We start from the raw sequence: 26,133 nt of genomic DNA, 5'->3' as shown, positions 1-26,133 counted from the left end.
ATAAAAAGCCCCGCAAATTGCTCTGGGGGGCGTTTTGTAAAACTTTTAGTCGTGTTTAATTAAAGTATTTACTTGAGCATTTCTTGCAGGCGGATAACTTGAGCGCGATAGCCTGTAGCAAACATATCGTGGCTATTAATATTAATCCGCACAGCAGGTTTGGTTTCGCCATAACGATGTTCAACTAAAATTGACTGCACTTTGCCTGTGGTGTCATCCATTTTAAGGTTACCGTAGCCACCACCTAACCCGAACAAGCCTGCAGAAGCAAAATAGCTCATCATGCTGTCTTTGTCTTGTTGATACTTAACAATAGAGGTGACTGGAGAATAGCCTTCATAACCCAGCTCATCTTTACCGTATTCCCACACTTGTTGCACCGTTAGGTTTTGCTGATCAATTTTGTATTCGACTGAGCGAGAATACTTTTCGCTAGCAAACATTGGTTGACCTAAATGACGGCCATCACCATTATCAAAAACGGTTAAGGTACCTTTTTCAGGCACTAAATACGCAGTGTGTGAGGTGTAAGAGAAATCAAAGTCAGTGCCGCGACAAAGGCCTTTTTCATTACAGTTTAGCTTGTTACCTTTATTATCTACTGGTGTTAGCAGTTTATCGGTAAACTTTTCAGACCAGCCTTGTGATGGGCTTAAAATCCATTTCACTTGCTTGTCACGACCAATTTTAATTACGGCGGATTGGTGACGTGAACTGATGATAATACTGTCGTCAGTGGCATCGTAATCTATAGAGTTTACATGGATCCAATTACGGCCTGTTTCGACACCATGGATGTCGCCATAAGGAGCATTTTGTAAGTCTTCTAAGGTTGTTTGGTGTCCAGCTTGTGCTGCATTGATATTAAGGCATACAGCGCCAGCATCCAACGACAACAAGGCGTCATCGCGCATAGGATCTAAAATGCTGTTTAAGTCCCAGTAATCAACGAGTTTCCCTGTAGTATCGACTTCGATAATTTGGTCACGGATGGTGTTAACTAACTTACCATCTGGGCGGCGATAATCTTTGGCAGCTGCGCGAATAAAGATATTGCCGTTTGCGCCTTCAATACCTTCATGTGATGCATCAATAAAATTACCGGGCAGGCTATGCTCAGAAATCATTCTGCCCATCAGAGACATCTTTTTCCAGCCTTGGCCTTGCACCCAAACCATGTTGCCATCTTCGGTGACGTTCATCCCCATGGCGTAACCCGCATTATCAAAAGATTTTGAATCGTGGGTGGTGTAAGGGTTTAAATACCAGCGGATATCACCAGCAGTATCTATGATAAAAAATCCAGGCTTACCATCCCAAGAAAATGCCCCCGGTGCATCAGGGTTATTATGGGCAAGCTGGCCAGTTTTACCGTCCGGATTCGTCCAGTTTAGAAAATATAGGCGGTCTGTAAAGTCGGCATCAACATGCTTAACTTCGACAAGGGGCGCTTTAGCCCATTGGCTTTCTGAAAAGCCCATGTCGATGTCAGGGGTTAGCATTTGGTAATCATGGCTATGTTGCTTGCCATTTTCTGTCCAATTAACCGTGAAGTGATTCATGAGAGCAGGGTATAGGCCAAAAATCGGGACGCCACCTTCACTCATTACGCGCATATCATCAACTTGATAGTGAATGCTTACACCTGTGTCGTCTTTGGCATGAACAGTTACTTCAACATTTGAAATTGTGTGGCCATCTAAAGTGACTAATGCTGTTAGTGGTGCGTTTTCATAAGGGTTATGAACTAGGTAGCCTAAAGGTGCATCAGGTACCGGAAAGGGTTTCATTCCAAGTGGATCTGCACTAACCATAGGGATTGATACACTAAGGCTTACTGCCAATATGGTGTAAATGAGTGGCTTAATCATCAGTATTCTCTTTAGAAACAATTGCGATGAGTATAATCGTTATCTTTTTTTATTATTGTTGCTTAGCTAACAAAGAACTGACTATATTTCTGATTTTTAAGAAGAGTCACGAATATGAAATTTCTGTCAAAATTCGGGAACTTTTTGAATGTTTAACTTAAATAATCAGATGTTATCTTTAGGCAAGGCAGCTATCAGATGTATGCTTGCAGGATACAAAAATAGCCCGTCATCAATAATCTGCACTAAATAAAGTTAGGCGATATAACGATGATACGAGCTATTCAAGAGAAGCTGAGTCAGGTTGAATATTAACTCATGCTTTGTTTTACTTTTATTCGTCTTCTGCAGGTGGGACGTAACCTTCAATTTCTACGTCTTTACCTTCAAATAAAAAGTTAACCATTTGCTCTTCAAGAAATTTTCGGTCATCAACATTCATCATGTTGAGTTTATTTTCATTAATTAGCATGGTTTGCTTTTTCTGCCAAAGTCCCCAAGCTTCTTTACTAATAGTATCAAAAATTCGCTTGCCAACTTCACCTGGGTAAAGTTGAAAATCTAAACCTGGTGCTTCTTTATTTAAATATGCGCAATTAACATTACGAGCCATGATGTTTCCTTAACGGGACCCTAAATAGGATCTGCTGCTGAAAGTGCGACTAAGTGAGATAAAATCCGCTCGGTTGCTGCGGCTAATCCGACTTTAGCTGGATGATGTATGTTATACCAGAGAGTCTGGTTTTGTTCCATTACACTGGTTTCAAATTCTGCTAAATCTTGAGTTGATTCAATATCAATCAACATTGGCTGAATGTCTAAGTGGAAATGGCTGAAGGTATGCCTAAAGCCTGCGAGCCATTCAGTTTCTGTGTGTGTTATTTTCTTATCGGTAAACTCTGATGAAACATGGGCATGTAGCTCAGCTTCAGTTTCAAACTGAGGGAAACACCAAAGCCCGCCCCAAATACCCGCTGGTGGTCGTTTATTTAATACAACTTGACCATCTTGTTTGACGACTAACATCCAAGCAGACTTTGTTGGAATAGTCTTTTTAGGTTTTTTACCAGGGAATTCAGTTTGTCTGCCAGCAAGTTGCGCTTTACAGTCAATAGCAACGGGGCATTCATCGCAACGTGGTTTACTGCGAGTGCAAACGGCAGAGCCGATATCCATCATTGCCTGGTTAAACTTGCGGACATTGGCTTTTGGCGTTAGGGAATCAGTTAGTGTCCATAACTTTTGCTCAACAAGTTTCTGCCCCGGCCAGCCTTCAATTGCATCATGTCTTGCAAGCACTCGCTTAACGTTGCCATCTAATATGGAATGATGTTGTCCAAGTGCTAGTGACAGTATTGCGCCAGCAGTTGAACGGCCAATACCTGGTAATGCAATCACTTCATCTAAAGATTCAGGAAATTGTCCCTTATGTTGCTCACAAACTGCTTTGGCAGCTTTATGTAGGTTTCTGGCGCGGGCGTAATAACCTAGCCCAGTCCAATGGTGCAGAACATCATCTTCACTCGCATTTGCTAAGGCTTCGATGGATGGAAAGCTTGCCATGAATTTTTCATAATAAGGGATGACGGTTGCTACTTGTGTTTGTTGCAGCATGATCTCAGAAACCCATACTCTATATGGGGTTTTATTCATTTGCCAAGGTAATGTTTTGCGGCCATGAACATCGTACCAAGCGACGATACGCTCGGAAAAGGAGTTAACTTTTTTCATTGGCGCAGTGTATATGGCAAGGGGGGGATTAACAAGTCAGCTATATTGTGGCTGCGCTATTTACGTTTAAGAATTACATGCTAAATAAATGGATAATTTAATCTGATTTAAAACAGATATTGAGTTAAATACATTCATCTTGGAGTAAAAAAAGTAAATATGCGCAACAAACTTCACTTCAAGTTGTGTTAACTACTTTAGTCAGGCTGAATTTGCGATATACTTACCGACTATTTTATGAATTTGAAGTGAAACATTGGGTCACTTTTATAAAGCACCCAATTGATGAGGCAAACATGAGCGACGTGACTACCGCTGAATTTAACGAAGATGGTAAATATATTCGTAAGATTAGAAGCTTTGTATTGAGAGAAGGACGCCTAACAAAAGGCCAAGCTCAAGCAATTGAATCATACTGGCCAACGATGGGATTAGATTACACTCCTGAGGCGATTAATCTTACTGAAGTATTTAATCGTGAGGCTGACACTGTATTAGAAATCGGCTTTGGTATGGGCGCTTCATTAGTTGAAATGGCGCAAGCTGCCCCAGAATTAAATTATATTGGTATTGAAGTTCATAAGCCGGGTGTTGGTGCTTGTCTTGTTGATGCAGGTAAAGCGGAAGTGACTAACCTACGTGTTTATCACCATGATGCAATGGAAGTGCTTGAAAACAGCATTGCAGATGGTTCACTGAGTCGTGTGCAATTGTTCTTCCCAGATCCATGGCATAAAAAGCGTCATCATAAACGTCGTATCGTCCAAGCTGAATTTGCTGAACTTATTCGTCGTAAGCTTAAAATTGGTGGTGTTTTCCATATGGCAACAGACTGGGAAAACTACAGTGAACATATGCTTGAAGTGATGTCTGGTGCAGAAGGTTATAAAAACCAATCTGAAACCAATACAGTGGTTGAACGCCCTGAACATCGCCCATTAACAAAATTTGAAGCACGTGGTCACCGTTTAGGCCATGGCGTTTGGGATTTAATGTTTGAAAGAGTAAGCTAAGATAGTTTACTGTTGATTTTACATAATAATTTTTAAACGATAATACAAACTAGGATATAAACATGGCTAAGAATCGTACTCGCCGTTTACGTAAAAAATTACGCGTTGATGAGTTCCAAGAACTTGGTTTTGATGTGGTCTGGACTTTTGAAGAGTCAATCTCTGAAGAAGACATTGATAAAACTGTTGATGAGTTTATCGATCAAGTTATCGAGCCTCGTAACTTAGGTTTCCACGGTGGTGGCCACAAAATGTGGGAAGGCATCATTGCTACACAGCAAATTGGTAAATGTACCGAAGAAGATGTTGCTGCTGTTAAAGCATTTTGGGAAGCAAAGAAAGTTTCTGAACTTGAAGTCAGTGCTTTATATGACATCTGGTGGGGCTAATTCAGCCAATGCCTGAGCAGATATTGCTTGAAGAAGTGGTCGACAAAGTTCGGCCACTTATTGGTTCTGGGAAGGTCGCAAACTACATTCCAGCACTTGGAAATGTCGATCCTAATAAAATTGCGATTGCTGTTACTACCGCTGATGGTCAAACCATGGGCGCTGGTGATTACCTAGAGCCATTTTCAATTCAAAGTATTTCTAAGGTTTTCAGCCTTACGCTAGCGCTTAGCCTATATAGTGATGACGAAATTTGGAGCAGAGTGGGCAAAGAACCATCTGGTCAGTCTTTTAACTCGCTAGTTCAAGTTGAGTTAGAGCGCGGTATTCCTCGTAATCCCTTTATCAATGCTGGCGCGTTAGTGATTGCAGATCTAATTCAGGCAAGGCAAAGTGCGCCTAAGCACCGCATGCTTGAAGAGGTTAGAAAACTCAGTGGTAATTCACATATATGTTTTGACAAAAATGTGGCGAATTCAGAGTTTAAATTTAGTGCCAGAAACGCATCCATTGCATACCTGATGAAATCATTTGGTAATTTTAATGGCAATGTCGATACGGTATTAAAAAGCTATTTTCACTACTGCTCGTTGAAGATGAATTGCGCTGATTTATCAAAGGCAATGTTCTATTTAGCTAATCGTGGTAAGACATTGCAAAATGAGCAATTAATCACGCCAGTGCAAACCAGACAGTTGAATGCATTATTGGCTACTTCTGGCTTATATGACGGTGCTGGTGAGTTTGCTTATCGAGTTGGTATGCCAGGAAAAAGTGGAGTAGGTGGCGGTATTATTGCGGTAATACCAGGTGATATGTCTATTTGCGTGTGGTCTCCTGAGCTAGACCAAAATGGCAACTCTTTGGCTGGTACTCGTATGCTTGAGTATTTATCACAGTCTTTAGGTCGTTCGATTTTTTAACCGCTTGCTTTATTAGCAGCCCAGCAAGTTTCTAACGTGAGCAACTAACGTAAGCAACTAACGTAAGTAAGCAACTCAGTTAGTCGTTCAGTCTCCCCATTTTTTAAACTCTTCATTTTGGAATATTACCAATGAGTGAAATACACCACTTTGTTGTTTATTTCACTCATAGTCGGTTAACTTTCTAATTTTATATTGTTCTCTATTTAAGGTTGATCCTACTTATTTACTGAAATAAAAGGTTTTTTCATTATTGGCACGACCTGTGCTTTATCTAGTGTAAGTTTTACAAAGAACACAATTGATAACCAAATTAAAAATTCAGTCTATACATTAATGACTGGCTTTATTAACAGCTAAGGAAGAGCTAATGAAAACTCAAACTAATTTCACCAGCGGATTGATTAAAGGTATTGCTTTGTCAGGACTTATTTTTACAGCAGGTGCTATGTCACCAGCTATGGCAAAGCTGTCTATCGATGATGAACAATGTAATGTCACTTTAAACTATGACGTAACCGTCGAACCCAAAAAACTGCTTATTAGCGAAAAGGGCGAAGAGTTATATCGAGTTGAGATGGGCGAGCTGTATGTTGAAGGTAGTAAGATCAAATTAGACAGTAAGCAAAGTAAACTGTTAAACGACTATTCAGAAGAGTTATCTCAACAAGTTCCAGAAATTATTGACCTAGTAAATGAAGTGGTGGTGCTTGCCACTGACGCCGTTAGTTTAGCCTTAACTCCAATCTTTGGTGACGCAACAGGCGCCAAGTTAGATGAATTACTAACAGGTATTCAATCTCGAGTAGATGAAGCGGCTTATCAGCAAGGCGACAAGTTTTATTTAGGTGCTACTGAGTCTTCAATTGAAGATGCATTTAATGAAGACTTTGAAAAAGAAATGGAAGCGATGATAGCTAATTCGATGGGCAGTTTCATGATGGCAATTGGCGCTGAAATGATGTCATCAGAAGGTGGAAGTTTCGAAGAGAAGATTGAAGCATTTTCTACCAAAATGGAAAAAGTAGGTGAAGACATTGAGCTTCAAATTGCCGACCAATCGCAAGCTATTGAAGAAAAGGCCGAAAAAATCTGTGCTGACTTTGAGGAGCTTATGGTTCTAGAATCTGAAGTTCGTCAGTCAATCCCTGAGCTTTCTTCATACGAATTAGCAACACTTGATAACCGTTACGAATAAGTGGTCTTAGTAAATTTAGTTGAATTGAGCTCAATGATTGTTTTTGAGTCTAAAGCTAACAGGTAATGGTATTAGTTTAGTAAAAGTAACCCCCTATTTATTATTACTAAACTCATTATCTCGATTGTTCAATTTCTAGCATTGTCAAAATGCACCTGACCTTCCCCTGTATCTATATGCAGGGGCTTTTTCGTTTTTAATGCCCTTAAAATCCTAATTCAACTGCATTTATGAATAACTAATGATTTGTTCTGATAAAAAAATTGTATATTATAAATATAGAGCCATTTGTGATTTTTTTGGTATACTCCATAAAATTATAAAACTGCATAGCTAATTTGATTAACTTATTGTTTTAGTTTTGATTGGTTATACAGGATAACGGACTATCACAATTTAATTTCTTTTTTGGTAAATAGTGCATTCATTTTTGCACCGTTATATCGCTTAAATCTTGTTCGGTTTTGTTTCGAGGAGGTTACAGTGATTGGCATTCCAAAAACTATTTTTAATGTCGTAAACAGCTTAAGGCGACTCCCATGTTAGAACTGTTAGAACCTATTGCTATTTTTACTCATGTTGCCCGCGCAGGAAGTTTTAGCGCCGCAGCCAGAAGATTGAGTATATCTAAGTCGAAAGTAAGTACTCAGGTCGCTGATCTTGAACATAAACTTGGGGTTCAACTTATTCAACGTACTACGCGTAGTTTGAGTCTGACAGAAGCAGGTAACTTGCTTTATATTCAAGGTGAAGAGTTGCTTCGCGATGCTGAACAAGCTGTCGCAAGTGTTCATAACTTAAATGATGCCACTCGCGGTGTATTGAAAGTGGGTATTTCCCAGTCTTTCGGTACTATGCACATCATTCCAGCTTTACCTGAGTTTATGGCTAAGCACCCTGAACTTGAGCTACAAGTAAGCTTACTTGATCATAAAGTTGATGTAGTAAGTGAAGGCTTAGATTTATTATTAACTATGTCTGAGCAATTGCCTCTAGGCATGGTGGCTCGTCCATTGATGAAGTGTCAATTTTTACTTGCGGCATCGCCTGAATATATTGCCCAAAATGGCACTATTTCACGTCCTGAGCAGCTAGTAGATCATAACTGTCTTGTGTATCAAGGCGAATGGCATGAACACAGCATGTGGCAGTTTAAGAAAGGCGAAGACTACTGCGAAATTGGTGTATCAGGTAACTTCCGTGTCGATAATGCACCAGCGCTGAAATCAGCAGCTGTTAGTGGACTGGGTATTGCGTATCTAGCCAGTTACTTGATGGAAGATGAAATCGAACAAGGAACTTTAGTTCCCTTGTTGCCGGATTGGCAGTTAACCAATAACTTGCCGCTTCAAGCGGTTTACCCTCGCCGTAAGCATCTTGCACCCAAAGTGAGTTCGTTCATTGACTTCATTAAAGGGCATATTGGTAGTACTCCATATTGGGATACTAAATATGACCATTTATACAAATTGCGTAAATAATTACCACTGTATGTCGTTAAATACGTAAGAATATATGGAAACATTGTTCAAATTTTAAAACAAAACCGCATTTATATATGCGGTTTTTTTATTTGTTTAATTAATACAAAGGGTTAATTGTTTGTGGTTGAAAATTGTTCAGGCTGAGTTTGTCTTAGAATAAAAACAATCAATGAAATGCATCTTGAACTATGTTCTGAAATCAATACAATAGATTTCAGTTGATTCGGAATGGTTTGAGTCACGCATCTTGTTGAGAAATGACCCCTTTTCATCAAAATGTGCAAACCAGCAACTTCGCAAATTTTGAATCACTGCTGGCAACGGTTTTAAAACTAGAACAATGCCGGCTTTGAAACCATCATCCTAGTTTATATTGGTTTACCCCAGACACTGTTCTGGGGTTATTTTTATCTCAAATAAAAAACCGCCGTATCGAATTGTTTGTTGATTTCAGATCTTTGCTTATGGACTATGGCTTAAATTGCAATGGTTCCAATTTAGTTTTTCCCCCTCTATTCCTACCCAGAATATACGTTTGATATGAACGATATCTGCTTATGTTTTGTTAGTGCCACGATGACAATTAGAATTGGCGAACACCTCTAAGTAGATACAAAAAAGCCACTGGTTACAGTGGCTTTTTTAATCTTAGAGATATGAAATATCTTAATTTTGACTATTTAGTCGCGTTAACCCATTCAGTGACTTTATCCTCTAAAACATCTAAAGGTAGTGGGCCGTTTTCTAATATAAGCGTGTGGAACTGGCGAATATCAAACTTATCACCTAATTGCTTTTTAGCATCTTCACGTAATTCTAGAATCTTAATCATACCGACTTTATAAGCGGTTGCTTGACCTGGCATGACAATATGACGCTCAACCATCTTCACAGCGTCAGATTCAGCATTTGGGGTATTATCAACGTAGTATTGAATACCTTGCTCACGGGTCCACTTTTCAGAATGAATACCAGTATCAACTACTAAGCGACAAGCGCGCCATAACTCCATCGCTAAACGACCAAAGTCAGAGTAAGGATCGGCATATAAGCCCATCTCTTTAGGGAAGTATTCAGTGTATAAGCCCCAACCTTCAATATAAGCGGTATAGCCGCCATATTTACGGAACTTAGGAATACCTTCAAGCTCTTGTGCAATGGCAATTTGCATATGATGACCCGGAATACCCTCATGGTATGCTAACGCTTCCATTTGGTATGTAGGCATGGCTTTCATGTCATAAAGGTTAGCGTAGTATGTACCAGGGCGTGATCCATCAGGTGCAGGGGCATCGTAGAACGCTTTACCAGCTGACTTTTCACGGAATGCTTCGACTTGTTTAACAATAAGCTGCGCTTTTGGCTTGATGTTGAATACTTCATCAAGACGAGACTCCATGTTGTCAATTAAGTCTTTGGCTTCAGTCATATATCGAGTTTTACCTGCATCAGTTGCAGGGTAGTAAAACTGCTCGTCATCACGCATAAATGCCATGAATTCTTGTAAATTACCTTCAAACTTCACTTTCTTCATGATGTCACGCATTTCATCATGAATACGTGCCACTTCTGATAGACCTAATTTGTGAATAGTTTCGGAGCTCATGTCCGTTGTGGTGACACGGCTTAAACGCATGTTAAAGAAATCATCACCTTCTGGTAATTTCCATACACCGTCACGGGTATCGGCTTTTTTCTCAAGCTCGTTTAGGTAAGCGATTAGATCGTTATATGCTGGTTGTACGCTGTTGATTAATGCTTTTTTTGCATCAGCAAGAAGTTCATCTTTCTTTGCTTGTGGGGCATCTAACGCAGCGACTTTTTTATTGATATCGGCCCAAAGAGTGCTTTTTTCTTCAGTGTCACTAAAAGGTGCGCCGGTGATGATATTTTGGCTGTCAGATATGACATAAGGGAACACAAACTTAGGTGCAATAATACCTTTATCAGCGCGCAGTTTTAATCCATCTACAAGCTGCTTACTGGCAAGCTTAACGCCATTTAAACGACTAATGTAAGCTTCTGCATCACTAACACTCGAAACTTGGTGTTGGTTAATTAAGAATGTCGCAATAAAAGTATGGCTTCCGTACATTTGATTTACTGGATAAGTGTGGTGACGCCATTTGTCATCAGCAATATCTTGTTCTAAACCTTGCTTCATTAGCTTGTAGCTTAATGCGGTTTGCACATCTAACTTACTAACATCAATAGATTCAAGTTGCTTTAGGTGCTTCTTAGCGCGAACTAAATCTTCATCTTCAGCTTTTTCACTAAAGTCACCCCATTTGTCGTAATCAGTTTTGATACGCATGTAGGTTTGCGAAATTGGGCTTGCCATAACATTTTCCATGAAAATGTTCTCAAATAATTCATTGGCTTTTTCTGATTCAGTCACCGCTTGCTTAGTCGTTTTAGCAGTGGTTTGTACTGGATGGCTGTCCGTTCCATGAGCCAAAACAGAAGTTGATAATAAGCTAGATAATGCAACGGCTATTAATGTCGTTTTAGTATTTAGTAGCATAATGGGTTTCCGTAAACGAAGGGTAGAGTTAAGCGTTTATTAATATTGACTGATATCCTAATGGAGCACAGGGGAAAAGGGTAAAGTGAAATGTTAGCAATTGTGTCTTAAATGTTGCTTAAACTTGTTGGTGAAGTAGTAATTTGTTTTAAATGACTATTCTGTCTTAAAAAGAAAAACCACTCATTGATTTCAATGTAGTGGTTTTAGGTTTAGCGACTAGAATGTTTAAGTTACTTATTGGCTAGGTTAATCGATAAATTGCGATAACAGATCATTGACGAACATGTGACCTTTTGATGTTAACTGCCAGTGGTTCTCTGACTCAGTCAACAAACCTCTTGAGATAGATTTTTTCATTCCGTCAGCAAGTACGTCAGCAGATAAACCAGTGCGTTGTTCAAACTCTACTTTCGGGATCGGCGTCATAAGACGTAAACGATTCATTAAATATTCAAGCGCTCTATCTTCAGGTAATACTTCTGAGGTTTCAAAGGTGTAATCTTGAGTATTTAAGTAACCTTTAGGGTGCTTAATCTTTACTGTCCGCGTTATGACATTTTGTTCTGGTTGAGTAATTTTTCCGTGGGCGCCGCAGCCTATGCCCAAGTAATCACCAAATTGCCAATAATTGAGATTATGACGACATTGAAACCCAGGTTTTGCATACGCTGATATTTCGTATTGCTCATATCCTAATGCCGCTAATTTTTTTTGCCCTTGTTCATAAATATGCCAAAGGTTTTCATCGTCAGGTAATTGTGGCGGTTTTGAGTGAAAAAGCGTATTGGGCTCAATAGTGAGTTGATACCAAGACATGTGCGGCGGCATTAATTCCGCAGCGGTATCTATATCAGCCATGGCTTCATCAAAACTTTGATTGGGAAGTCCATGCATTAAGTCTAAGTTAAAGCTCTTATATCCAGCTTTTGAAGCGGTATTGGCGGCAGTGACAGCTTCATTTTCATCATGAATACGCCCAAGTAGGTTGAGTTTATCTTTAGAAAAACTTTGCACACCAATGGATAAACGGGTGACGCCCGCAGCTTGATACGCTGCAAAATCATCATGCTCTAAGGTGCCTGGGTTAGCTTCCATGGTGATCTCAATATCATCCTCAAAGCCAACGGCCTCTTTTGCGCCATCAAGAATACGTTTAATTTGTTTGGCTTCAAACAGTGAAGGCGTGCCACCACCAATAAAAATACTGTGAAGCTTACGGTTTTGTACATAAGCTAAGTCATTATGTAAATCTTGCAAAAGTGCTGCAACGTACTGCTCTTGAGGCAGCTCGCCTTGTTGCCCATGGGAGTTAAAATCGCAGTAAGGACATTTTTGCACACACCATGGTATGTGGATATATAGACTCAGTGGTGGCAGGGTTAACATAGTGTTTAAATAATCCCTTTAGCTTTCATGGCATCAACCAGTAAGTTTAACGCTAAGCCGCGATGGCTTAACTGATTCTTTTGCTCACTGCTTAGCTCTGCAGCTGAGCAATCAAACCCTTGAGGAACAAACACAGGGTCGTAACCGTGGCCTTGTTCACCTTGTGGCGTAGTCCCTATTTTACCTTCCCAAGCAGCTTGGCATACAATCGGCGTTGGATCTTTTGCATGACGCATGTAGACCAGCACACACTGAAAGCGAGCATTACGCTCAGTTTGGCCCTCAAGTTCATTGAGTAATTTAAGGTAACGGTCTTTCTCACTAGCATCTTCACCGCCATAACGAGCAGAGTAAATACCTGGTGCACCTTGCAGCGCATCAACTTCTAAGCCTGAGTCGTCAGCAATGGCAGGTTTTCCTGTAACCTCTGCGGCATGTCTTGCTTTGATAATGGCATTTTCAATGAAGGTGGTTCCCGTTTCAGCCACTTCAGGCACATTGAATTGATTTTGCGGTAATACTTGGATATTGAATTGAGACAACATTTGGTCGAACTCTTTAAGCTTACCTTTGTTACCGCTGGCTAAAACAATCTGCTGCATGGGAATACCTTAGTACGTGAAAACAGTACGTTAAAATAGTGCATGAAATGGCGCTTCAAAATTTGGCTAATGATACCTAAGCGATAAGATGATAGATAGCATCAATAGGCGATAATCGGTGATGGTTTATGAACTGCTAAAAATAAAGCCAAAACTTAATAGAATTGGCTTTATAGAATATTTTATTCGGCGCGGTTATAACTATTCCACGTAGAATTTTTGCTTAAATTTAAGCGAGGTATTTAGTTGGTTGCCGTGTTTAACTGCAATAGTGAAGTTAATTTCTTGGTCATCTCGATAAGGCACTTGAGCAATGTAATAAATGGCTTTACCTTCTCGAATTTCTTTAAAGTCCAACGTCATTCTGGCATCTAATAAATTATTAGCGACCCCTGAAATCTCGATTGCCACAGGTGGGTTGCCTTCTTTACTCGTATCTAGCACCGCAATATTCACGATGCCATTATAGTTACTTCTTTCGATGCCATAGGTTTTGGCAATACTCGGAGTAATAAACGTGCTGCTCAATGCCATGTAATGGATATCAAAATTGCCCACTTGCTGTTTTTGTTCTGCGAGTGCGTTATTTGCTAGCCCTAATGAAAGTCCTAAAACAATCACTAAATTAAAAATGATATTGCGAAACATAATCTGGATCCTTGATCGGCTCTGTTGAAGAGATGATTCACTAATGGAGTGTAATGCTAAGTATAGAGAATTTTAATCAAACTCACCTTAATTTCATCAGTATCGAAACCCGTTCAATGAGTTAATTTATGCATTTAGTACTTTACAGTAGCTGAGATATTTCAATTGGTATTTGTTTGGGACTGACTATTTTGACTTGTTTATGCCGACCTTGCAGCCCTTTTAATAGAATGACATCAGTTTTTGGCACTTTAAAGGCTTTAGCTAAGAATTTTACTAAATGGCTATTAGCTTTACCGTCGATGGGGGGCGCAGTAATTGCTATCTTTAACTCATCAGCGTGTAGGCCGATAATTTTATCTCTGCTGGCTTTGGGTTTAATATATAAATTCAGCAACAGGTTGCTCTGTTGCTGAATGATTGCAGGTTTATATGTTTTCTTAATCACAGGAAAATGCACATTTCTAGGTTTAGCGTGCAAAAACAATCTCTAAGCCGTTCCAAAATGGTATGTATTGGGCGAATAAGATATTAATAAAGTTCATTGCAATTAATACCAACATTACTGATAAATCTAATCCGCCCATTGGTGGTAAAATTTTACGAACAGGGCGTAAAAATGGCTCGGTTAATTGATCCATCACCATCACTATTGGGTTGTGGCCTTGATTAAACCAGCTCAGTAAAGCGCGGATGATTAATACCCAAAATAGTAATACACCAGCTTCTTTTATTACTGAAACAACTGACAGAATAATCAACGATATCGCATCGATTTTAAATTCTACGATTAATGTTAAAGCTAAAAACTTAAGCATCACAACAATCAAGGCAAGTGCGATAGATGCAGTATCAATCACTCCAATTGACGGAAGTACACGGCGCATTGGGGCAATTACTGGTTGAGTCGCTTTAACAACAAACTGACTAAATGGATTGTAAAAATCCGCTCTAGCAAGTTGCAGCCAAAAACGTAAAATTACCACCATTAGGTAGAGGTCAAATACCGTGGTAACGAGAAAGTGCATTGCATTCATTTTAAGTGCCTTGTTTAGTTGGTACGCTTAATGTGTATATGAGTTATCTATTCTTGCTGATAGCGAACTAATGCTATTACGAATATCTATGACTAATAACACTGATAAATATCTTTAATAACTAACAGTGTCGCTGAATCAGCATATTTTTAAAATGTTTTTGCCATTTCTTCTGCTCGTTTTATGCAGTTGGTCATTGCTTGGTCAACTAATCCACGTAAATCGCCTTCTTCAAAGGTTTCAACAGCTCTTGCTGTAGTCCCACCTTTTGACATGACATTAGTACGTAGTTTTTCTAATGATAGCTCAGGGTTTTGAACTACCATTTGCGCAGCCCCAAGCGCGGCTTGCTGAGCAAGGGCTCTGGCGGTGTTTTCATCCATACCTGTTTTAATACCATGTTGGATCATTGATTCAATAAACAAGAAGAAATAAGCAGGAGAGCTTCCCGCAAGTGCAATGACTTGGTTTAATTCGTCTTCTTTTTGTACCCAAACAACTTCGCCACCTGTTTTCATTAAGGTTTCGCAAATTTGTTTTTGCGCATCTGAAATCGAGTCATCGGCAAAAATACCTGTCATGCCCACACCGATTTGAGTTGGGGTATTTGGCATTGCGCGAATTAATTTAACAGGTTGTTTGAAATAATCTTGATAACGCGCCGCTGGAATACCTGCAGCGATAGTGATAAGTAACTTACCAGATAAATCTAAATGACTTAGCTGTTCGCAAACTGTCTGCATGAGTTGCGGTTTTACACTGAGCACAATGACATCTGCAGAGTTGGCTGCGGCAATATTATCGTGGGACACGTTAATATTAAAATCAGCTTTTAACGCATCTAATTTACCAACGCTAGGGTTTGTAGCATGTACCAGTGAGGCAGGATAACCATTAGTGACTAAACCGCTTATGATAGAGCGAGTCATGTTGCCGGCGCCGATGAAGCATACTTTTGCTTGAGTCATTTGTTTATTACCACTTTGTAGTTGTGTTAATTATTAATGGTGTTTAGGGCTATTTAATGCCAGTTAAGTATCGCTATTAGTATTTTAAATATATTTGGGCCGCAACTTAGAGTTTCAAGGCCGCTATTATAAATTATCCTTCATGAATAACAGCTTAATAAGCGACATTTACTTTCTAGAACCAAAGATGGCAGTACCAATTCTTACCATGGTTGAGCCGTGTTCAATGGCAATAGCTAAGTCATTGCTCATCCCCATTGAAAGGGTATCTACACTAGGGTATTGCTGTTTAAGTTCAAGATATAAGTGTTCAAGTTGACTGAATTCTTGTTTCTGCAGCCCAATATCTGTAGTTGCAGTAGGAATTGCCATTAAGCCACGTAAGGTCAGGTGAGGTAACGAGTCAATAACTGTAGCTAGTTGAGCTACTTCTTGTTTTGATACGCCTGACTTACTGGCTTCATCACTAATATTGACTTGAATACACACTTGCAATGGATTTTTATCGTCAGGTCTTTGGTCATTTAAACGTTTAGCTATTTTTTCACGGCTTAAGGTGTGCATCCAATCAAAGTGTTCAGCAATAATGCGCGACTTATTTGATTGGAGCGGGCCGATAAAATGCCATTCAATATCGGGGTATTCATTGCTTAGTGCAATAACTTTTTCTTCGCCTTCTTGAACGTAATTTTCGCCAAAACAGCGCTGACCAGCTTGATATGCTGCTACGATATCTTCAATAGGTTTGGTTTTACTTACTGCAAGAAGCGTCACTTCTTCACTATTACGTGAACAATTTTGCGCCGCTTGAGTGATTTGGCTCTGGGCGATTGATATTCGGTCTGCTATTGTTGTCATATTGTTTTTATTTGTTTAAATGGATGTCATTGACCATGGAAATAACTGAGTTACTTGCCTTTAGTGTAAAGCACAATGCCTCGGATCTACACCTTTCAGCAGGCGTTTCGCCAATGATCCGTGTAGATGGTGAAGTCAGAAAAATTAATTTACCAGCATTAGATCATCAGGCCGTACACGGTTTAGTGTATGACATCATGAACGATAAACAGCGTAAAGACTTCGAAGAACACTTAGAAATCGATTTCTCGTTCGAAGTACCTAACCTTGCTCGTTTCCGTGTGAATGCTTTCAATCAGTCACGTGGTGCTGGTGCGGTTTTCCGTACGATTCCTAGTGAGATTTTATCATTAGAGCAACTTGGCGCTCCAGAAATCTTTAAAACTATCTCAAGTTTCCCGCGTGGCCTTGTGTTGGTAACAGGTCCTACTGGCTCGGGTAAGTCGACAACACTAGCTGCGATGGTTGATTACATCAATAACGAGCGACACGACCATATTCTAACCATTGAAGACCCGATAGAATTCGTGCATCAAAATAAACAATGTTTGGTTAACCAACGTGAAGTACATAAGCATACTCATGGGTTTGATGCGGCGCTTCGAAGCGCGCTTCGTGAAGATCCCGATGTTATTCTTGTCGGTGAGATGCGTGACCTTGAAACCATTCGATTAGCAATGACAGCTGCAGAAACGGGTCACTTAGTATTTGGTACTTTGCATACCACCTCAGCGGCAAAAACCGTCGACCGTATTGTAGATGTATTCCCAGCAGGTGAGAAAGACATGGTGCGCACCATGTTATCTGAATCATTACAGGCTGTTATTTCACAAACCTTAATCAAAAAAGTGGGCGGCGGCCGAGTTGCAGCCCATGAAATCATGATGGGAACCCCGGCAATTCGTAACCTTATTCGTGAAGATAAAGTCGCGCAAATGTATTCAGCTATTCAAACGGGTATGGCTCATGGTATGCAAACACTTGAGCAATGCTTACAGAACTTAGTGAATCGTGGCTTAATCACTCGTGACGATGCAATGTCTAAGAGTTCAAATAAGCAAGCTAACTTTTAAGGGGTAATTGAATGGATGTACGTCCTTTTTTAAAGGTCATGGTTGACCGCAAAGCCTCTGATTTATTTGTTACAGCGGGCTTTCCGCCGAGTGCAAAAATTGATGGTGAATTAAGACCGCTTTCTGAGTCTAGCTTTAACCCTGAACAGTCGTTAGATTTTGTTGAATCGCTAATGACTGATGTTCAAAAACAAGAGTTTCATGACACTCGAGAATGTAATTTTGCATTTGCAGCAAAAGAGTTAGGCCGTTTTCGTGTCAGTGCCTTTTGGCAGCGTGAATCTCCTGGTTGCGTAATGCGTCGTATTGAAACCAAAATTCCTGAAGTAGAAGATTTAAAACTACCTCCAATTTTGAAAGATTTGGTGATGAGTAAGCGCGGTCTTATTATCATGGTCGGTGGTACGGGGACGGGTAAATCTACATCATTGGCATCTTTAGTCGGTTATCGTAATGCGCACGCACGTGGGCATATTTTAACCATTGAAGACCCTGTGGAATTTGTTCATAACCACCGTAAAAGCATTATTACTCAGCGCGAAGTTGGTATTGATACCGACTCATTTGATGCGGCACTTAAAAGTTCGCTGCGTCAAGCGCCAGATGTTATTTTGATTGGTGAGATTCGAACTCAAGAGACCATGGAGTTTGCGTTATCTTTTGCTGAAACTGGTCATTTATGTATGGCAACACTTCATGCTAACAACGCTAACCAAGCATTAGATCGTATTATGCATTTAGTACCTGAAAGCAAACATAACCAGTTATTATTTGATTTGTCACTTAACTTACGCGGTATTGTCGCGCAGCAGTTAGTGCCTAAATCCGATGGTTCAGGTCGTCGTGCGGCGATTGAAGTACTCATTAATACCCCTCGTGTAGCCAGCTTAATAGCGAAAAACGAACTGCATTTACTCAAAGAAACGATGAGTAAATCACGCGAACAAGGCATGCAGACCTTTGACCAAGCATTATTAGATTTATATTTGGAAAAAGAAATTACCTATGCAGATGCATTGCATCATGCTGATTCTCCGAATGACTTACGTCTAATGATTAAGCTTCAAAATAATGAAACCAGTGGTTCAGGTTTAATGGATGGCGTGACATTAGATTTAGGCTAATTGGGTTTGTAAATTAGTAAGCTGTTAGATTTTAAAAACCAAAGTGGCAGCACTTTGGTTTTTTTATGCTTGTGCATTAAATAATATTTACTCAAGTTTTTCGTGACTTATCTGAAATTTACTCTAGATAAGAAGTGCATATTAAGCAGCCCTTTGAACCGCTAACCGTGATGAATTCACTAGCATTAGTCACGCTATTGACGTGTTAGTTTGTCGCGTAAATTCGTGTTGTTTTCAGCGAAAATTCCAGTTTGATTGGCTGCGATTGAATATCTTAAATTTGCATCTCACTTATTCATATTTAAACCGAGTGAGATTAAATAGAAAAACGAATCGATTATTTACATAATTGATGATCTGCTTTTATTAGAACAACGTATAATCAGTTTAATAACTTAAGTGACAAAAACACAATAACTCGATACTCATTTAACATGAATTAAGTCGAAAGGAATCAATATGAAAAAGCTTCTACTAACTGCTGGATTACTTACTTTAAGTAGCGCTCTGTTACCGTCAACAGCTATCGCAAATAGCTGCCCTGATTACCTCAATGTAGAAGCAAGAAAACTACATTCAGACGAAGTAGTAGACTTGTGTGAAGTCACTAATGGTAAGCCCGTACTGATTGTTAACACTGCAAGTAATTGTGGTTTTACACCACAATTTGAAGCGTTAGAAGCATTGCACAAAGAATATGAAGATGATCTAGTGGTGATTGGTTTTCCATCAGATGATTTCTTTCAAGAAGAAGATGATGAAGCAAAAACTGCTGATGTTTGTTTTGTTAATTACGGGGTGACTTTTACTATGGTGTCAACATCTGCGGTTCGTGGCAGTGATGTTAACTCTGTATTTGCGTACTTAGGCGATAAAACAGCAGCCCCGAAATGGAACTTTTACAAGTACTTAGTCAGTGCAGATGGTGAAAGTGTGCAGCAATTCAACTCTCGAGTAAAACCGGATAGCGAAGAACTGAAAAAAGCGATAGAGTCTGTGCTATAAATTATCCATCGTTCATAAAACTAATTGTTTACAAGTTAGTCACTAACATTTTTGTGAATAAGAAATAGAACTAAAGATAGTTTTAGCATGTGACAGACTTTAACAATCAAGTGAGGTTTTATGCTCTCTTGATGATGAAACTTTTTCGGAGACAGTTTTGTATAAATTTTCTGGTTTGACTAAAGAAGACGGCCACAAATCACGCGGTAAAACTGGCGTGCTATTAATGAATTTAGGCACACCAGATGAGCCAACACCATCAGCTGTAAGAAGGTATTTAGCTGAGTTTTTAGCAGATCCTCGCGTTGTTGAAATTCCAAAACTAGTTTGGATGTGTATTTTACATGGCATCATCTTGCGAGTTCGACCAGCGAAATCAGCTGCCTTATACAAAGAAGTATGGACTAAAGATGGTTCACCATTAATGGATATCAGCTTGCGTCAACAAAGCAAGTTGGCAACCTTATTTGCTGAAAATGACGTTGACGCATCTGTTCATTTAGCAATGCGTTACGGCAACCCATCAACGCCCTCAGTGCTGCAAGCAATGCACAAGGATGGCATAGATAGAATCGTTGTTTTGCCTTTGTATCCTCAATATGCAGCGCCAACGACAGCATCTGCCTTTGATGCAATAGCAAAAGAGTTGTGTAAGTGGCGTTATATTCCAGCACTGCATTTTATTAATACCTATCATGACGACCCTACATTTATCGATGCATTAGCCCAATCTATTCAGGCTGACTTTGATGCTAATGGTAAACCTGAAAAACTGGTGTTGTCATACCATGGTATGCCAGAGCGTAACTTACACTTGGGCGACCCATATTATTGTTTCTGTGTTAAAACCACTCGATTAGTGGTTGAGAAATTAGGTTTAGATGAAAAAGAATACGTAATGACGTTCCAATCACGCTTTGGTAAAGCTAAATGGTTGCAGCCGTATACCGATGCCACTATGGAAGCGTTACCAGGTGAGGGTATTAATGATATCGCCGTCATTTGCCCCGCGTTTAGTGCAGATTGCCTAGAAACACTGGAAGAAATTAAAGGTGAGAATCGAGAAGTGTTTGAACAAGCTGGTGGCAAGAAGTTTCGCTATATTGAGTGCTTGAACGATAATGATGCTCATATCAATATGATGGCAAATTTAGTTAAACCTTATTTATAAGGTATATTGCTCGGATAGCAATAGTTTGGCGAGTAAAAGTTCAGCTAGCAAAAGCTAGCCAATAAAAAAGGAGTCTCAAGGACTCCCTTTTTATACTCAAAACTTAATATATTGGCCAATTTAATCAGCAAATTGATTTTCAAAATAGCTTTCGATAATTAACACCGCTGACACCGCATCCACTTGGCCTTTAGTGAGCTTCTTATAACCACCTAGCTCGAAAAGTCGAGCTTTTGCATCTGTGGTCGTCAGTCTCTCATCTTGGGTTGCGACTTTAACCCCAAAGCGGCCACTAATACGATTCGCGAACTTTCTGGCTCGTTGAGTCATTTCTTGCTCTGTACCATCCATATTAAGCGGAAGACCAACGACGACCAGATCGGGTTGCCATTCTTTTATTACAGCTTCGACTTCATCCCAATTAGGAATACCATCATTGGCTTTAATTGCTGAAACTGGCGCAGCGCTGGCAGTAACTTCTTGTCCAACTGCGACACCAATACTTTTTGTGCCAAAATCAAATCCTAAAACGGTTTTGGATTGCATTAATTTTTACCTTAAAGCCTTCATTAAAGGCATTTGGATATGACTTAGTTAACGTGAACATTATCTTCTAGACACTTACAACTGAAATGACAAAGGTCAACTAAAAGTGAATCGTATCAATAGTGACTAATTCGACAAAAACTAGCTTTAAAAAGACTAGCTTAAAAAGAGCTGGGCAGTAATAACGAGATCAGGAATGACCGACTTGGGAAGAAATTTGCCAAATATCAAACCCTAGCCTTTTGGTCGCTTCAGTCCAGAGTTCATCAATATCTTGGCCAAATAATAACTCAGATGTAGCGGGTATCGTTAACCAGGTATTATCAGCTAATTCTTGCTCAAGTTGATCTTTACTCCAACCCGAGTAACCCAGTGCTACCACAAACTGTTTTGGTGATTCTTTGGTTCCTAATGAGTTAAGCACGTCACGAGAAGTGGTTAGCATACAAAAGTCACTTATAGACTCACTATTAACCCATTGCTCTTGCGGTGTGTGCAGCACAAAACCGCGGTCAGTATCTACTGGGCCGCCAAGTAACACTGGGCCTTCAAGGTCTAAACTTAATTCAGACTCATTGGTTAAGCCAATTTGATCAAGTAACTCATCAATAACAATATTGGTCGCACGGTTGATCATAACGCCCATAGCGCCTTTATCGTTATGTTCACAGATATAGATAACAGAACGCTCAAAGAAGGTATCTTCTAATGAGGGCATAGCAATTAATAAATGACCTTGTAAGCTATCCATAATAAATCCTTGTGCTAATACGTAAATTGGATGCTGTTAATAGCAAGGTATACGTTTGATGCATCAATAAAGTGCAGATTATCCGCCAGCGAGCTTTACGGTATATTTTTGTTTTTCTAAAAGTACTTTAATCTTTTCTCTATCATCTGTTTGAACTTCAATGTCGAAGTCTTTTACTGTTCCGCCACAGCCGCATTGTTTTTTAAGCTTTTGCGCAAGGGCTTTAAGTTCCTTAGGAGCTAGGCCTAAGCCTTTTATCACACTGACGCCTTTGCCTTTTCGGCCTTTACTGTCTTTGTGAATCCTAACGATACCATCACCTTCAGGGATGGCTGCTTCAGCTTTAGGCTGGTCAATTTTACCGCCATCGGTGCTATAAACTAAGGATATATTCGGATCAATTCTCATAAAACAACAAAGTAAGAAAGTGTTATCAATAGTCTAGCAAACTAAATCACAGCGCTAAAGGCTGATAATGGCTAACTTATACAGTTGAGAGGCTAAATGGCACGCATTACATGTAGGGCTGATTAAAGAGTACCGAATGTTGATGGCCTGTAAAGAGACACATTTTGTTTATATTATCAGTTGATGATTAAGGCTTACCTAGGTAAGCTGAATTCAATATCAGATAAAATCATTAAATAGTAAATTAAAACAACTTGTTTGCTAGTTACCGTTTGGAGTTAATATGAAAAAGCTTTTAGTTGCAGCCGCCGTTTTAGCATTAAGTGCCTGTAGTTCATTAAAAACAAGTAGTGACTACGATCCAGCTGTTTCGTTTGAACAGTACAAAAGCTTCGCTTGGGTAGAAAAGAAAAACGAAGATACTACATACCATTTAGATGGTTTGATGGATCAAAGAGTCAGAGATGCGGTCAATTCTCAACTGACACAAAAAGGTTTATCGCAAGTTGACGCCGCACAAGCGGACTTATTAGTAAACTATCTAACCAAAGTTGATAAGAAAATTAATGTTGATACCTTCAACACCAGCTATGGCTACTACCCATATTATGGTCGTCGTGGCTGGGGCGGAGCAGGGATGAACACACAAACTACAGTACGTGAATACGAAGTAGGGACTTTAATTGTCGACTTAGTTGATAAAGAGAGCGGCAATTTAGTATGGCGTGGCAGTGTCGCAGATACCATTCGCGACCAAAACACTCCTGAAGAACGTGTTGAAATCATTAACCACGCAATTGGCGAAGTGATGATGAACTTTCCGCCAAAGCCAGAAACTAAGTAATATTAGTTTCGTTGTTAAAAGCAGCAGCTTTGTGCTGGTAAACTTGTAAGTTAGTTATTACTACTTTAAAACCACCTTACTTATGAGGTGGTTTTTTGTTTTGCATTCAAAAGTACTGATGTATCTTGAAGCTTTAATGACTTTTTATTGAGCTTTTAACCATGCATTTGTATCAATATTCATCAAATAGGGGCATAAACTCTAAAAGCCATTTCTTTACAAAAATAGCTTTGCTAAAATTAATAAATTGGTGATAACGGAAGTCACCACTGGATGATAGAAGAGTAATCAAAGATGAAGTCATGGTATTTGTTATATTGTAAGCCGCGTAATGAACGACGTGCTCAACAAAATTTAGCCATGCAACAAATTGAAAGTTACTTACCCATCGTTCAAGAAGAGAAAACCTCTCAAGGAAAAACCAAGCTTATCGAAGTCCCTTTGTTCCCTTGTTACCTGTTTATTTATTTTGATCCAACTGAAGTGAGCGTTAGTCGCATTCACTCTACTCGCGGTGCTTCAAGGATAATTGGTTGTCGTGAAGATATGACAGCAATTGATGACAGAATAATCCAAGGAATTAAGAACAGAGTGATGCTGCATAAGCCTGAAATTGATCAAGGTTTACAAACTGGCGATAAAGTAAAGTTCACTGAAGGGCCTTTTGTAGACTTAGAGGCTATTTTTGAAGAAACAAATGCTGAGAAACGCTGCTTTGTATTGTTCAATATTATGGGACAGCAAAAGCGAGTAAGTGTCGGGGTAGATAATATTGTTCTCTGCTAAAATAATATACATAAATAATTTGCAGGATATTGCAAAGTTAGCTTGTAGGAAATCAGCTATACATGATTAGTACATAAGTATATAGCATGTATTTAATGTCTTAGATTTATTGTTTTTTTATCAATGGTTTGTATGGTTTGTTGTAAGGGAGGTATTAACTGTGCTGTTAATCCACTCTATTTCAACTAAAATATTATTTTAAAGCCTAAATCAAATACTTTATTCGTTTGAATAAGGCTATAATGGATCACGTTCATAAAAACGACCATTTTATGAGTCTCGTCACACTTGTAATGTGTGATGATTTTTTTGTCAAAAAAGTAACAACAGCATGAAAGATATTGTGTATCGATTCTTAAACTATGCACCAACTTTGTTACTAAATGATTACAATTTGAATTATGGAGAATAAATAATGGATTATTTGCTCCCGTTGTTAATTAGTTTTGTTTTGTCGCTAATTACTATTGTTCTGTCTAGGCCAATAGCAATTAAGGCTGGTTTAGTTGATTTACCAAACGAAAGTAGAAAATTACATGACGGAGAAATCCCACTTGTCGGTGGGATTGGTATATACATTTCGATTCTGACTGCTTCGATGATGTTTTTTACCCATAGCCAGGTGCTAAATGTTTATCTAGTAGCTGCAGCTATGGTTTTATTCGTTGGCAGCCTTGATGACCGATATGATTTGAGTGTAAAAGTGCGAATCGTGGCACAAGTTTTAATTGCCTCTTTGATGATCTTTGGTACTGAGTTACATTTTACGACACTTGGAAACATCATTGGTTTTACAAATATTGAACTAGGTTTCTTAGGAGCATCGTTTACTATTTTAGCAATCATTGGCGGCATCAATGCTGTTAACATGATGGACGGTATTGATGGTCTAGCTGGTTCAGTAAGTTTGATAGCTTTTACTGGTATGGCTTTTTTACTTCACAGAGCTGATAGTGAGTGGGTGCTTTTGCCTATTTTGTTCATTCCTGCATTGTTAGCTTACCTAATATTTAATTTAAGTTCCCATATCTCGCTTACAAAAGTCTTTATGGGAGATGCTGGCAACATGTTTATCGGGTTGACGCTAGTTTGGCTTATGGTTATTGGTACTACTGGAGTTGAACCAGCATTTAGACCTGTTACAGCATTATACTTATTGGCTATTCCACTGATGGACATGGCTGCGATAATGTATCGAAGATTTAAGAAAGGCCAGTCACCTTTTAAAGCAGATCGGGAACATTTACACCATATTTTCGAAAGAGCAGGCTTTACTAGGGAACAAACCCTAGTTTTAATAAGCACCACTGGAGCTTTATTTGCAGTGGTAGGATGTTTGGCAGACGTTTATAATGTCCCTGAATGGATAATGTTTACAGCCTTTATATTGGTGTTTATTGTGTATAATTCTGCACTGCAAAATGTCTGGAGTGTCGTTAAGTTTTTTAGAAAAGCTTAATATCCTGTATAGACAATTTTTAAAATAAGAAAATTACTAAAAGATAAAAATATGAAAGTTCAGCTCGTGACCCTTTTACTCCTCATTTCACTTGGTGCTTGTTCGTCATCTCCTCCTAAAGTTGAGGCTACTAGGAGTATGGTTAAATATGATCAAGTATTAGAATCAGCAGAGCTGGTCCCAAAAGAGCTTTGGATTAATCTTGAAAATAAAAATGTAAATGATGTGACCCTTTTCAAAGACATTCAAATTACCTTTCGAGAATTATATTTTTCTGCATTGGGACTACAGTGTAGGAAAATTTTTGTTTCAAAAATAAATAATTTTGACC

The 26,133-nt window shown here is 39.2% G+C and carries 27 protein-coding genes; 13 read left to right on the top strand and 14 right to left on the bottom strand.

The genetic code is table 11. The features are described 5' to 3' along the window. Positions 1–68 precede the first annotated feature (68 nt). From K5Q58_RS08640 to mutY, 3 genes are all read right to left on the bottom strand, one after another. Positions 69–1,871: an aryl-sulfate sulfotransferase gene (locus tag K5Q58_RS08640; protein ID WP_220753544.1), complete on the bottom strand. Its 1,803-nt coding sequence runs from the start codon at positions 1,869–1,871 to the stop codon at positions 69–71. A gap of 334 nt (positions 1,872–2,205) precedes the next feature. After that, positions 2,206–2,484 (bottom strand): oxidative damage protection protein, encoded by a 279-nt coding sequence (locus tag K5Q58_RS08635; protein WP_220753543.1) that lies wholly within the window; start codon positions 2,482–2,484, stop codon positions 2,206–2,208. 20 nt (positions 2,485–2,504) lie between these two features. Beyond that, positions 2,505–3,602, bottom strand: a complete 1,098-nt coding sequence (gene mutY, locus K5Q58_RS08630) for an A/G-specific adenine glycosylase (RefSeq protein ID WP_220753542.1) — start codon at positions 3,600–3,602, stop codon at positions 2,505–2,507. Positions 3,603–3,898: 296 nt separating this feature from the next. Between mutY and trmB the strand changes: the two genes are divergently transcribed. From trmB to K5Q58_RS08605, 5 genes are all read left to right on the top strand, one after another. Beyond that, positions 3,899–4,615: a tRNA (guanosine(46)-N7)-methyltransferase TrmB gene (gene trmB, locus K5Q58_RS08625; RefSeq protein ID WP_220753541.1), complete on the top strand. Its 717-nt coding sequence runs from the start codon at positions 3,899–3,901 to the stop codon at positions 4,613–4,615. A 62-nt stretch (positions 4,616–4,677) separates the two neighbouring features. Then, positions 4,678–5,004: a 50S ribosome-binding protein YggL gene (locus K5Q58_RS08620; protein ID WP_220753540.1), complete on the top strand. Its 327-nt coding sequence runs from the start codon at positions 4,678–4,680 to the stop codon at positions 5,002–5,004. 8 nt (positions 5,005–5,012) lie between these two features. Then, the gene (gene glsB / locus K5Q58_RS08615) at positions 5,013–5,927 is read left to right on the top strand and encodes a glutaminase B (RefSeq protein ID WP_220753539.1); all 915 of its coding nucleotides are present in this window, start codon (positions 5,013–5,015) and stop codon (positions 5,925–5,927) included. Between the two features lie 370 nt (positions 5,928–6,297). Further along, positions 6,298–7,125, top strand: coding sequence for a YggN family protein (locus K5Q58_RS08610; protein WP_220753538.1), 828 nt, complete (start codon positions 6,298–6,300; stop codon positions 7,123–7,125). A gap of 539 nt (positions 7,126–7,664) precedes the next feature. Continuing rightward, the gene (locus tag K5Q58_RS08605; protein WP_220753537.1) at positions 7,665–8,606 is read left to right on the top strand and encodes a LysR family transcriptional regulator; all 942 of its coding nucleotides are present in this window, start codon (positions 7,665–7,667) and stop codon (positions 8,604–8,606) included. A gap of 679 nt (positions 8,607–9,285) precedes the next feature. Here the strand turns inward: K5Q58_RS08605 and K5Q58_RS08600 are convergent. From K5Q58_RS08600 to K5Q58_RS08565, 8 genes are all read right to left on the bottom strand, one after another. Further along, positions 9,286–11,133 carry a DUF885 family protein gene (locus K5Q58_RS08600; RefSeq protein ID WP_220753536.1) on the bottom strand — a complete coding sequence of 616 codons (1,848 nt, stop codon included), beginning with the start codon at positions 11,131–11,133 and terminating at the stop codon, positions 9,286–9,288. Between the two features lie 249 nt (positions 11,134–11,382). Further along, positions 11,383–12,522 carry a radical SAM family heme chaperone HemW gene (hemW, locus tag K5Q58_RS08595; RefSeq protein ID WP_220753535.1) on the bottom strand — a complete coding sequence of 380 codons (1,140 nt, stop codon included), beginning with the start codon at positions 12,520–12,522 and terminating at the stop codon, positions 11,383–11,385. Between the two features lie 5 nt (positions 12,523–12,527). Next, positions 12,528–13,124 carry an RdgB/HAM1 family non-canonical purine NTP pyrophosphatase gene (gene rdgB / locus K5Q58_RS08590; protein WP_220753534.1) on the bottom strand — a complete coding sequence of 199 codons (597 nt, stop codon included), beginning with the start codon at positions 13,122–13,124 and terminating at the stop codon, positions 12,528–12,530. A 201-nt stretch (positions 13,125–13,325) separates the two neighbouring features. Then, on the bottom strand, positions 13,326–13,772 hold the full coding sequence (locus tag K5Q58_RS08585; protein WP_220753533.1) for a DUF4426 domain-containing protein: 447 nt from the start codon (positions 13,770–13,772) through the stop codon (positions 13,326–13,328). Positions 13,773–13,914: 142 nt separating this feature from the next. Then, positions 13,915–14,217 (bottom strand): DUF167 family protein YggU, encoded by a 303-nt coding sequence (gene yggU, locus K5Q58_RS08580; RefSeq protein WP_220753610.1) that lies wholly within the window; start codon positions 14,215–14,217, stop codon positions 13,915–13,917. 25 nt (positions 14,218–14,242) lie between these two features. Beyond that, positions 14,243–14,809, bottom strand: coding sequence for a YggT family protein (locus tag K5Q58_RS08575; RefSeq protein WP_220753532.1), 567 nt, complete (start codon positions 14,807–14,809; stop codon positions 14,243–14,245). 149 nt (positions 14,810–14,958) lie between these two features. After that, entirely contained in the window at positions 14,959–15,777 is an 819-nt protein-coding gene (proC, locus tag K5Q58_RS08570) for a pyrroline-5-carboxylate reductase (protein WP_220753531.1), read from the bottom strand. A gap of 168 nt (positions 15,778–15,945) precedes the next feature. Beyond that, positions 15,946–16,635 carry a YggS family pyridoxal phosphate-dependent enzyme gene (locus K5Q58_RS08565; RefSeq protein WP_220753530.1) on the bottom strand — a complete coding sequence of 230 codons (690 nt, stop codon included), beginning with the start codon at positions 16,633–16,635 and terminating at the stop codon, positions 15,946–15,948. Between the two features lie 35 nt (positions 16,636–16,670). Here K5Q58_RS08565 and K5Q58_RS08560 point away from each other — a divergent pair, with 35 nt between their 5' ends. The 4 genes from K5Q58_RS08560 (at position 16,671) to hemH (ending at position 21,008) form a co-directional block, all read left to right on the top strand. Next, positions 16,671–17,708: a type IV pilus twitching motility protein PilT gene (locus tag K5Q58_RS08560; RefSeq protein ID WP_220753529.1), complete on the top strand. Its 1,038-nt coding sequence runs from the start codon at positions 16,671–16,673 to the stop codon at positions 17,706–17,708. A gap of 11 nt (positions 17,709–17,719) precedes the next feature. Continuing rightward, complete coding sequence (locus K5Q58_RS08555) at positions 17,720–18,832, top strand: PilT/PilU family type 4a pilus ATPase (protein WP_220753528.1); 1,113 nt, start codon at positions 17,720–17,722, stop codon at positions 18,830–18,832. 459 nt (positions 18,833–19,291) lie between these two features. Continuing rightward, the gene (locus tag K5Q58_RS08550) at positions 19,292–19,837 is read left to right on the top strand and encodes a glutathione peroxidase (protein ID WP_220753527.1); all 546 of its coding nucleotides are present in this window, start codon (positions 19,292–19,294) and stop codon (positions 19,835–19,837) included. 157 nt (positions 19,838–19,994) lie between these two features. Then, a complete protein-coding gene (gene hemH / locus K5Q58_RS08545; protein WP_220753526.1) occupies positions 19,995–21,008 on the top strand; it encodes a ferrochelatase in 1,014 nt (337 codons plus the stop codon). Positions 21,009–21,128: 120 nt separating this feature from the next. Here hemH and ruvX read toward each other — a convergent pair whose 3' ends face one another. From ruvX to yciH, 3 genes are all read right to left on the bottom strand, one after another. Continuing rightward, positions 21,129–21,554 carry a Holliday junction resolvase RuvX gene (gene ruvX / locus K5Q58_RS08540; RefSeq protein ID WP_220753525.1) on the bottom strand — a complete coding sequence of 142 codons (426 nt, stop codon included), beginning with the start codon at positions 21,552–21,554 and terminating at the stop codon, positions 21,129–21,131. Between the two features lie 190 nt (positions 21,555–21,744). Beyond that, positions 21,745–22,305 (bottom strand): YqgE/AlgH family protein, encoded by a 561-nt coding sequence (locus K5Q58_RS08535; protein WP_220753524.1) that lies wholly within the window; start codon positions 22,303–22,305, stop codon positions 21,745–21,747. Between the two features lie 78 nt (positions 22,306–22,383). Continuing rightward, on the bottom strand, positions 22,384–22,713 hold the full coding sequence (gene yciH / locus K5Q58_RS08530; protein ID WP_220753523.1) for a stress response translation initiation inhibitor YciH: 330 nt from the start codon (positions 22,711–22,713) through the stop codon (positions 22,384–22,386). A 283-nt stretch (positions 22,714–22,996) separates the two neighbouring features. Here yciH and K5Q58_RS08525 point away from each other — a divergent pair, with 283 nt between their 5' ends. The 4 genes from K5Q58_RS08525 to K5Q58_RS08510 all read left to right on the top strand — a co-directional run. Next, the gene (locus K5Q58_RS08525; protein ID WP_220753522.1) at positions 22,997–23,557 is read left to right on the top strand and encodes a DUF4136 domain-containing protein; all 561 of its coding nucleotides are present in this window, start codon (positions 22,997–22,999) and stop codon (positions 23,555–23,557) included. A 294-nt stretch (positions 23,558–23,851) separates the two neighbouring features. Beyond that, on the top strand, positions 23,852–24,343 hold the full coding sequence (rfaH, locus tag K5Q58_RS08520) for a transcription/translation regulatory transformer protein RfaH (RefSeq protein ID WP_220753521.1): 492 nt from the start codon (positions 23,852–23,854) through the stop codon (positions 24,341–24,343). Positions 24,344–24,758: 415 nt separating this feature from the next. Then, complete coding sequence (wecA, locus tag K5Q58_RS08515; RefSeq protein ID WP_220753520.1) at positions 24,759–25,802, top strand: UDP-N-acetylglucosamine--undecaprenyl-phosphate N-acetylglucosaminephosphotransferase; 1,044 nt, start codon at positions 24,759–24,761, stop codon at positions 25,800–25,802. A 51-nt stretch (positions 25,803–25,853) separates the two neighbouring features. Continuing rightward, the coding region (locus tag K5Q58_RS08510; protein ID WP_220753519.1) for a hypothetical protein at positions 25,854–26,133 on the top strand (280 nt) is incomplete at its 3' end.

The organism is Shewanella sp. KT0246, from assembly GCF_019654955.1.
GTDB classification, from domain to species: domain Bacteria; phylum Pseudomonadota; class Gammaproteobacteria; order Enterobacterales; family Shewanellaceae; genus Shewanella; species Shewanella goraebulensis.
This window is presented reverse-complemented; position numbering and strand designations above follow the sequence as displayed.

Bases quoted from the DNA above. Each gene is read 5' to 3' on its own strand.
- K5Q58_RS08640 (WP_220753544.1), bottom strand. From the start codon at position 1,871: ATGATTAAGCCACTCATTTACACCATATTGGCAGTAAGCCTTAGTGTA.
- K5Q58_RS08635 (WP_220753543.1), bottom strand. From the start codon at position 2,484: ATGGCTCGTAATGTTAATTGCGCATATTTAAATAAAGAAGCACCAGGT.
- mutY (WP_220753542.1), bottom strand. From the start codon at position 3,602: ATGAAAAAAGTTAACTCCTTTTCCGAGCGTATCGTCGCTTGGTACGAT.
- trmB (WP_220753541.1), top strand. From the start codon at position 3,899: ATGAGCGACGTGACTACCGCTGAATTTAACGAAGATGGTAAATATATT.
- K5Q58_RS08620 (WP_220753540.1), top strand. From the start codon at position 4,678: ATGGCTAAGAATCGTACTCGCCGTTTACGTAAAAAATTACGCGTTGAT.
- glsB (WP_220753539.1), top strand. From the start codon at position 5,013: ATGCCTGAGCAGATATTGCTTGAAGAAGTGGTCGACAAAGTTCGGCCA.
- K5Q58_RS08610 (WP_220753538.1), top strand. From the start codon at position 6,298: ATGAAAACTCAAACTAATTTCACCAGCGGATTGATTAAAGGTATTGCT.
- K5Q58_RS08605 (WP_220753537.1), top strand. From the start codon at position 7,665: ATGTTAGAACTGTTAGAACCTATTGCTATTTTTACTCATGTTGCCCGC.
- K5Q58_RS08600 (WP_220753536.1), bottom strand. From the start codon at position 11,133: ATGCTACTAAATACTAAAACGACATTAATAGCCGTTGCATTATCTAGC.
- hemW (WP_220753535.1), bottom strand. From the start codon at position 12,522: ATGTTAACCCTGCCACCACTGAGTCTATATATCCACATACCATGGTGT.
- rdgB (WP_220753534.1), bottom strand. From the start codon at position 13,124: ATGCAGCAGATTGTTTTAGCCAGCGGTAACAAAGGTAAGCTTAAAGAG.
- K5Q58_RS08585 (WP_220753533.1), bottom strand. From the start codon at position 13,772: ATGTTTCGCAATATCATTTTTAATTTAGTGATTGTTTTAGGACTTTCA.
- K5Q58_RS08575 (WP_220753532.1), bottom strand. From the start codon at position 14,809: ATGAATGCAATGCACTTTCTCGTTACCACGGTATTTGACCTCTACCTA.
- proC (WP_220753531.1), bottom strand. From the start codon at position 15,777: ATGACTCAAGCAAAAGTATGCTTCATCGGCGCCGGCAACATGACTCGC.
- K5Q58_RS08565 (WP_220753530.1), bottom strand. From the start codon at position 16,635: ATGACAACAATAGCAGACCGAATATCAATCGCCCAGAGCCAAATCACT.
- K5Q58_RS08560 (WP_220753529.1), top strand. From the start codon at position 16,671: ATGGAAATAACTGAGTTACTTGCCTTTAGTGTAAAGCACAATGCCTCG.
- K5Q58_RS08555 (WP_220753528.1), top strand. From the start codon at position 17,720: ATGGATGTACGTCCTTTTTTAAAGGTCATGGTTGACCGCAAAGCCTCT.
- K5Q58_RS08550 (WP_220753527.1), top strand. From the start codon at position 19,292: ATGAAAAAGCTTCTACTAACTGCTGGATTACTTACTTTAAGTAGCGCT.
- ruvX (WP_220753525.1), bottom strand. From the start codon at position 21,554: ATGCAATCCAAAACCGTTTTAGGATTTGATTTTGGCACAAAAAGTATT.
- K5Q58_RS08535 (WP_220753524.1), bottom strand. From the start codon at position 22,305: ATGGATAGCTTACAAGGTCATTTATTAATTGCTATGCCCTCATTAGAA.
- yciH (WP_220753523.1), bottom strand. From the start codon at position 22,713: ATGAGAATTGATCCGAATATATCCTTAGTTTATAGCACCGATGGCGGT.
- K5Q58_RS08525 (WP_220753522.1), top strand. From the start codon at position 22,997: ATGAAAAAGCTTTTAGTTGCAGCCGCCGTTTTAGCATTAAGTGCCTGT.
- rfaH (WP_220753521.1), top strand. From the start codon at position 23,852: ATGAAGTCATGGTATTTGTTATATTGTAAGCCGCGTAATGAACGACGT.
- wecA (WP_220753520.1), top strand. From the start codon at position 24,759: ATGGATTATTTGCTCCCGTTGTTAATTAGTTTTGTTTTGTCGCTAATT.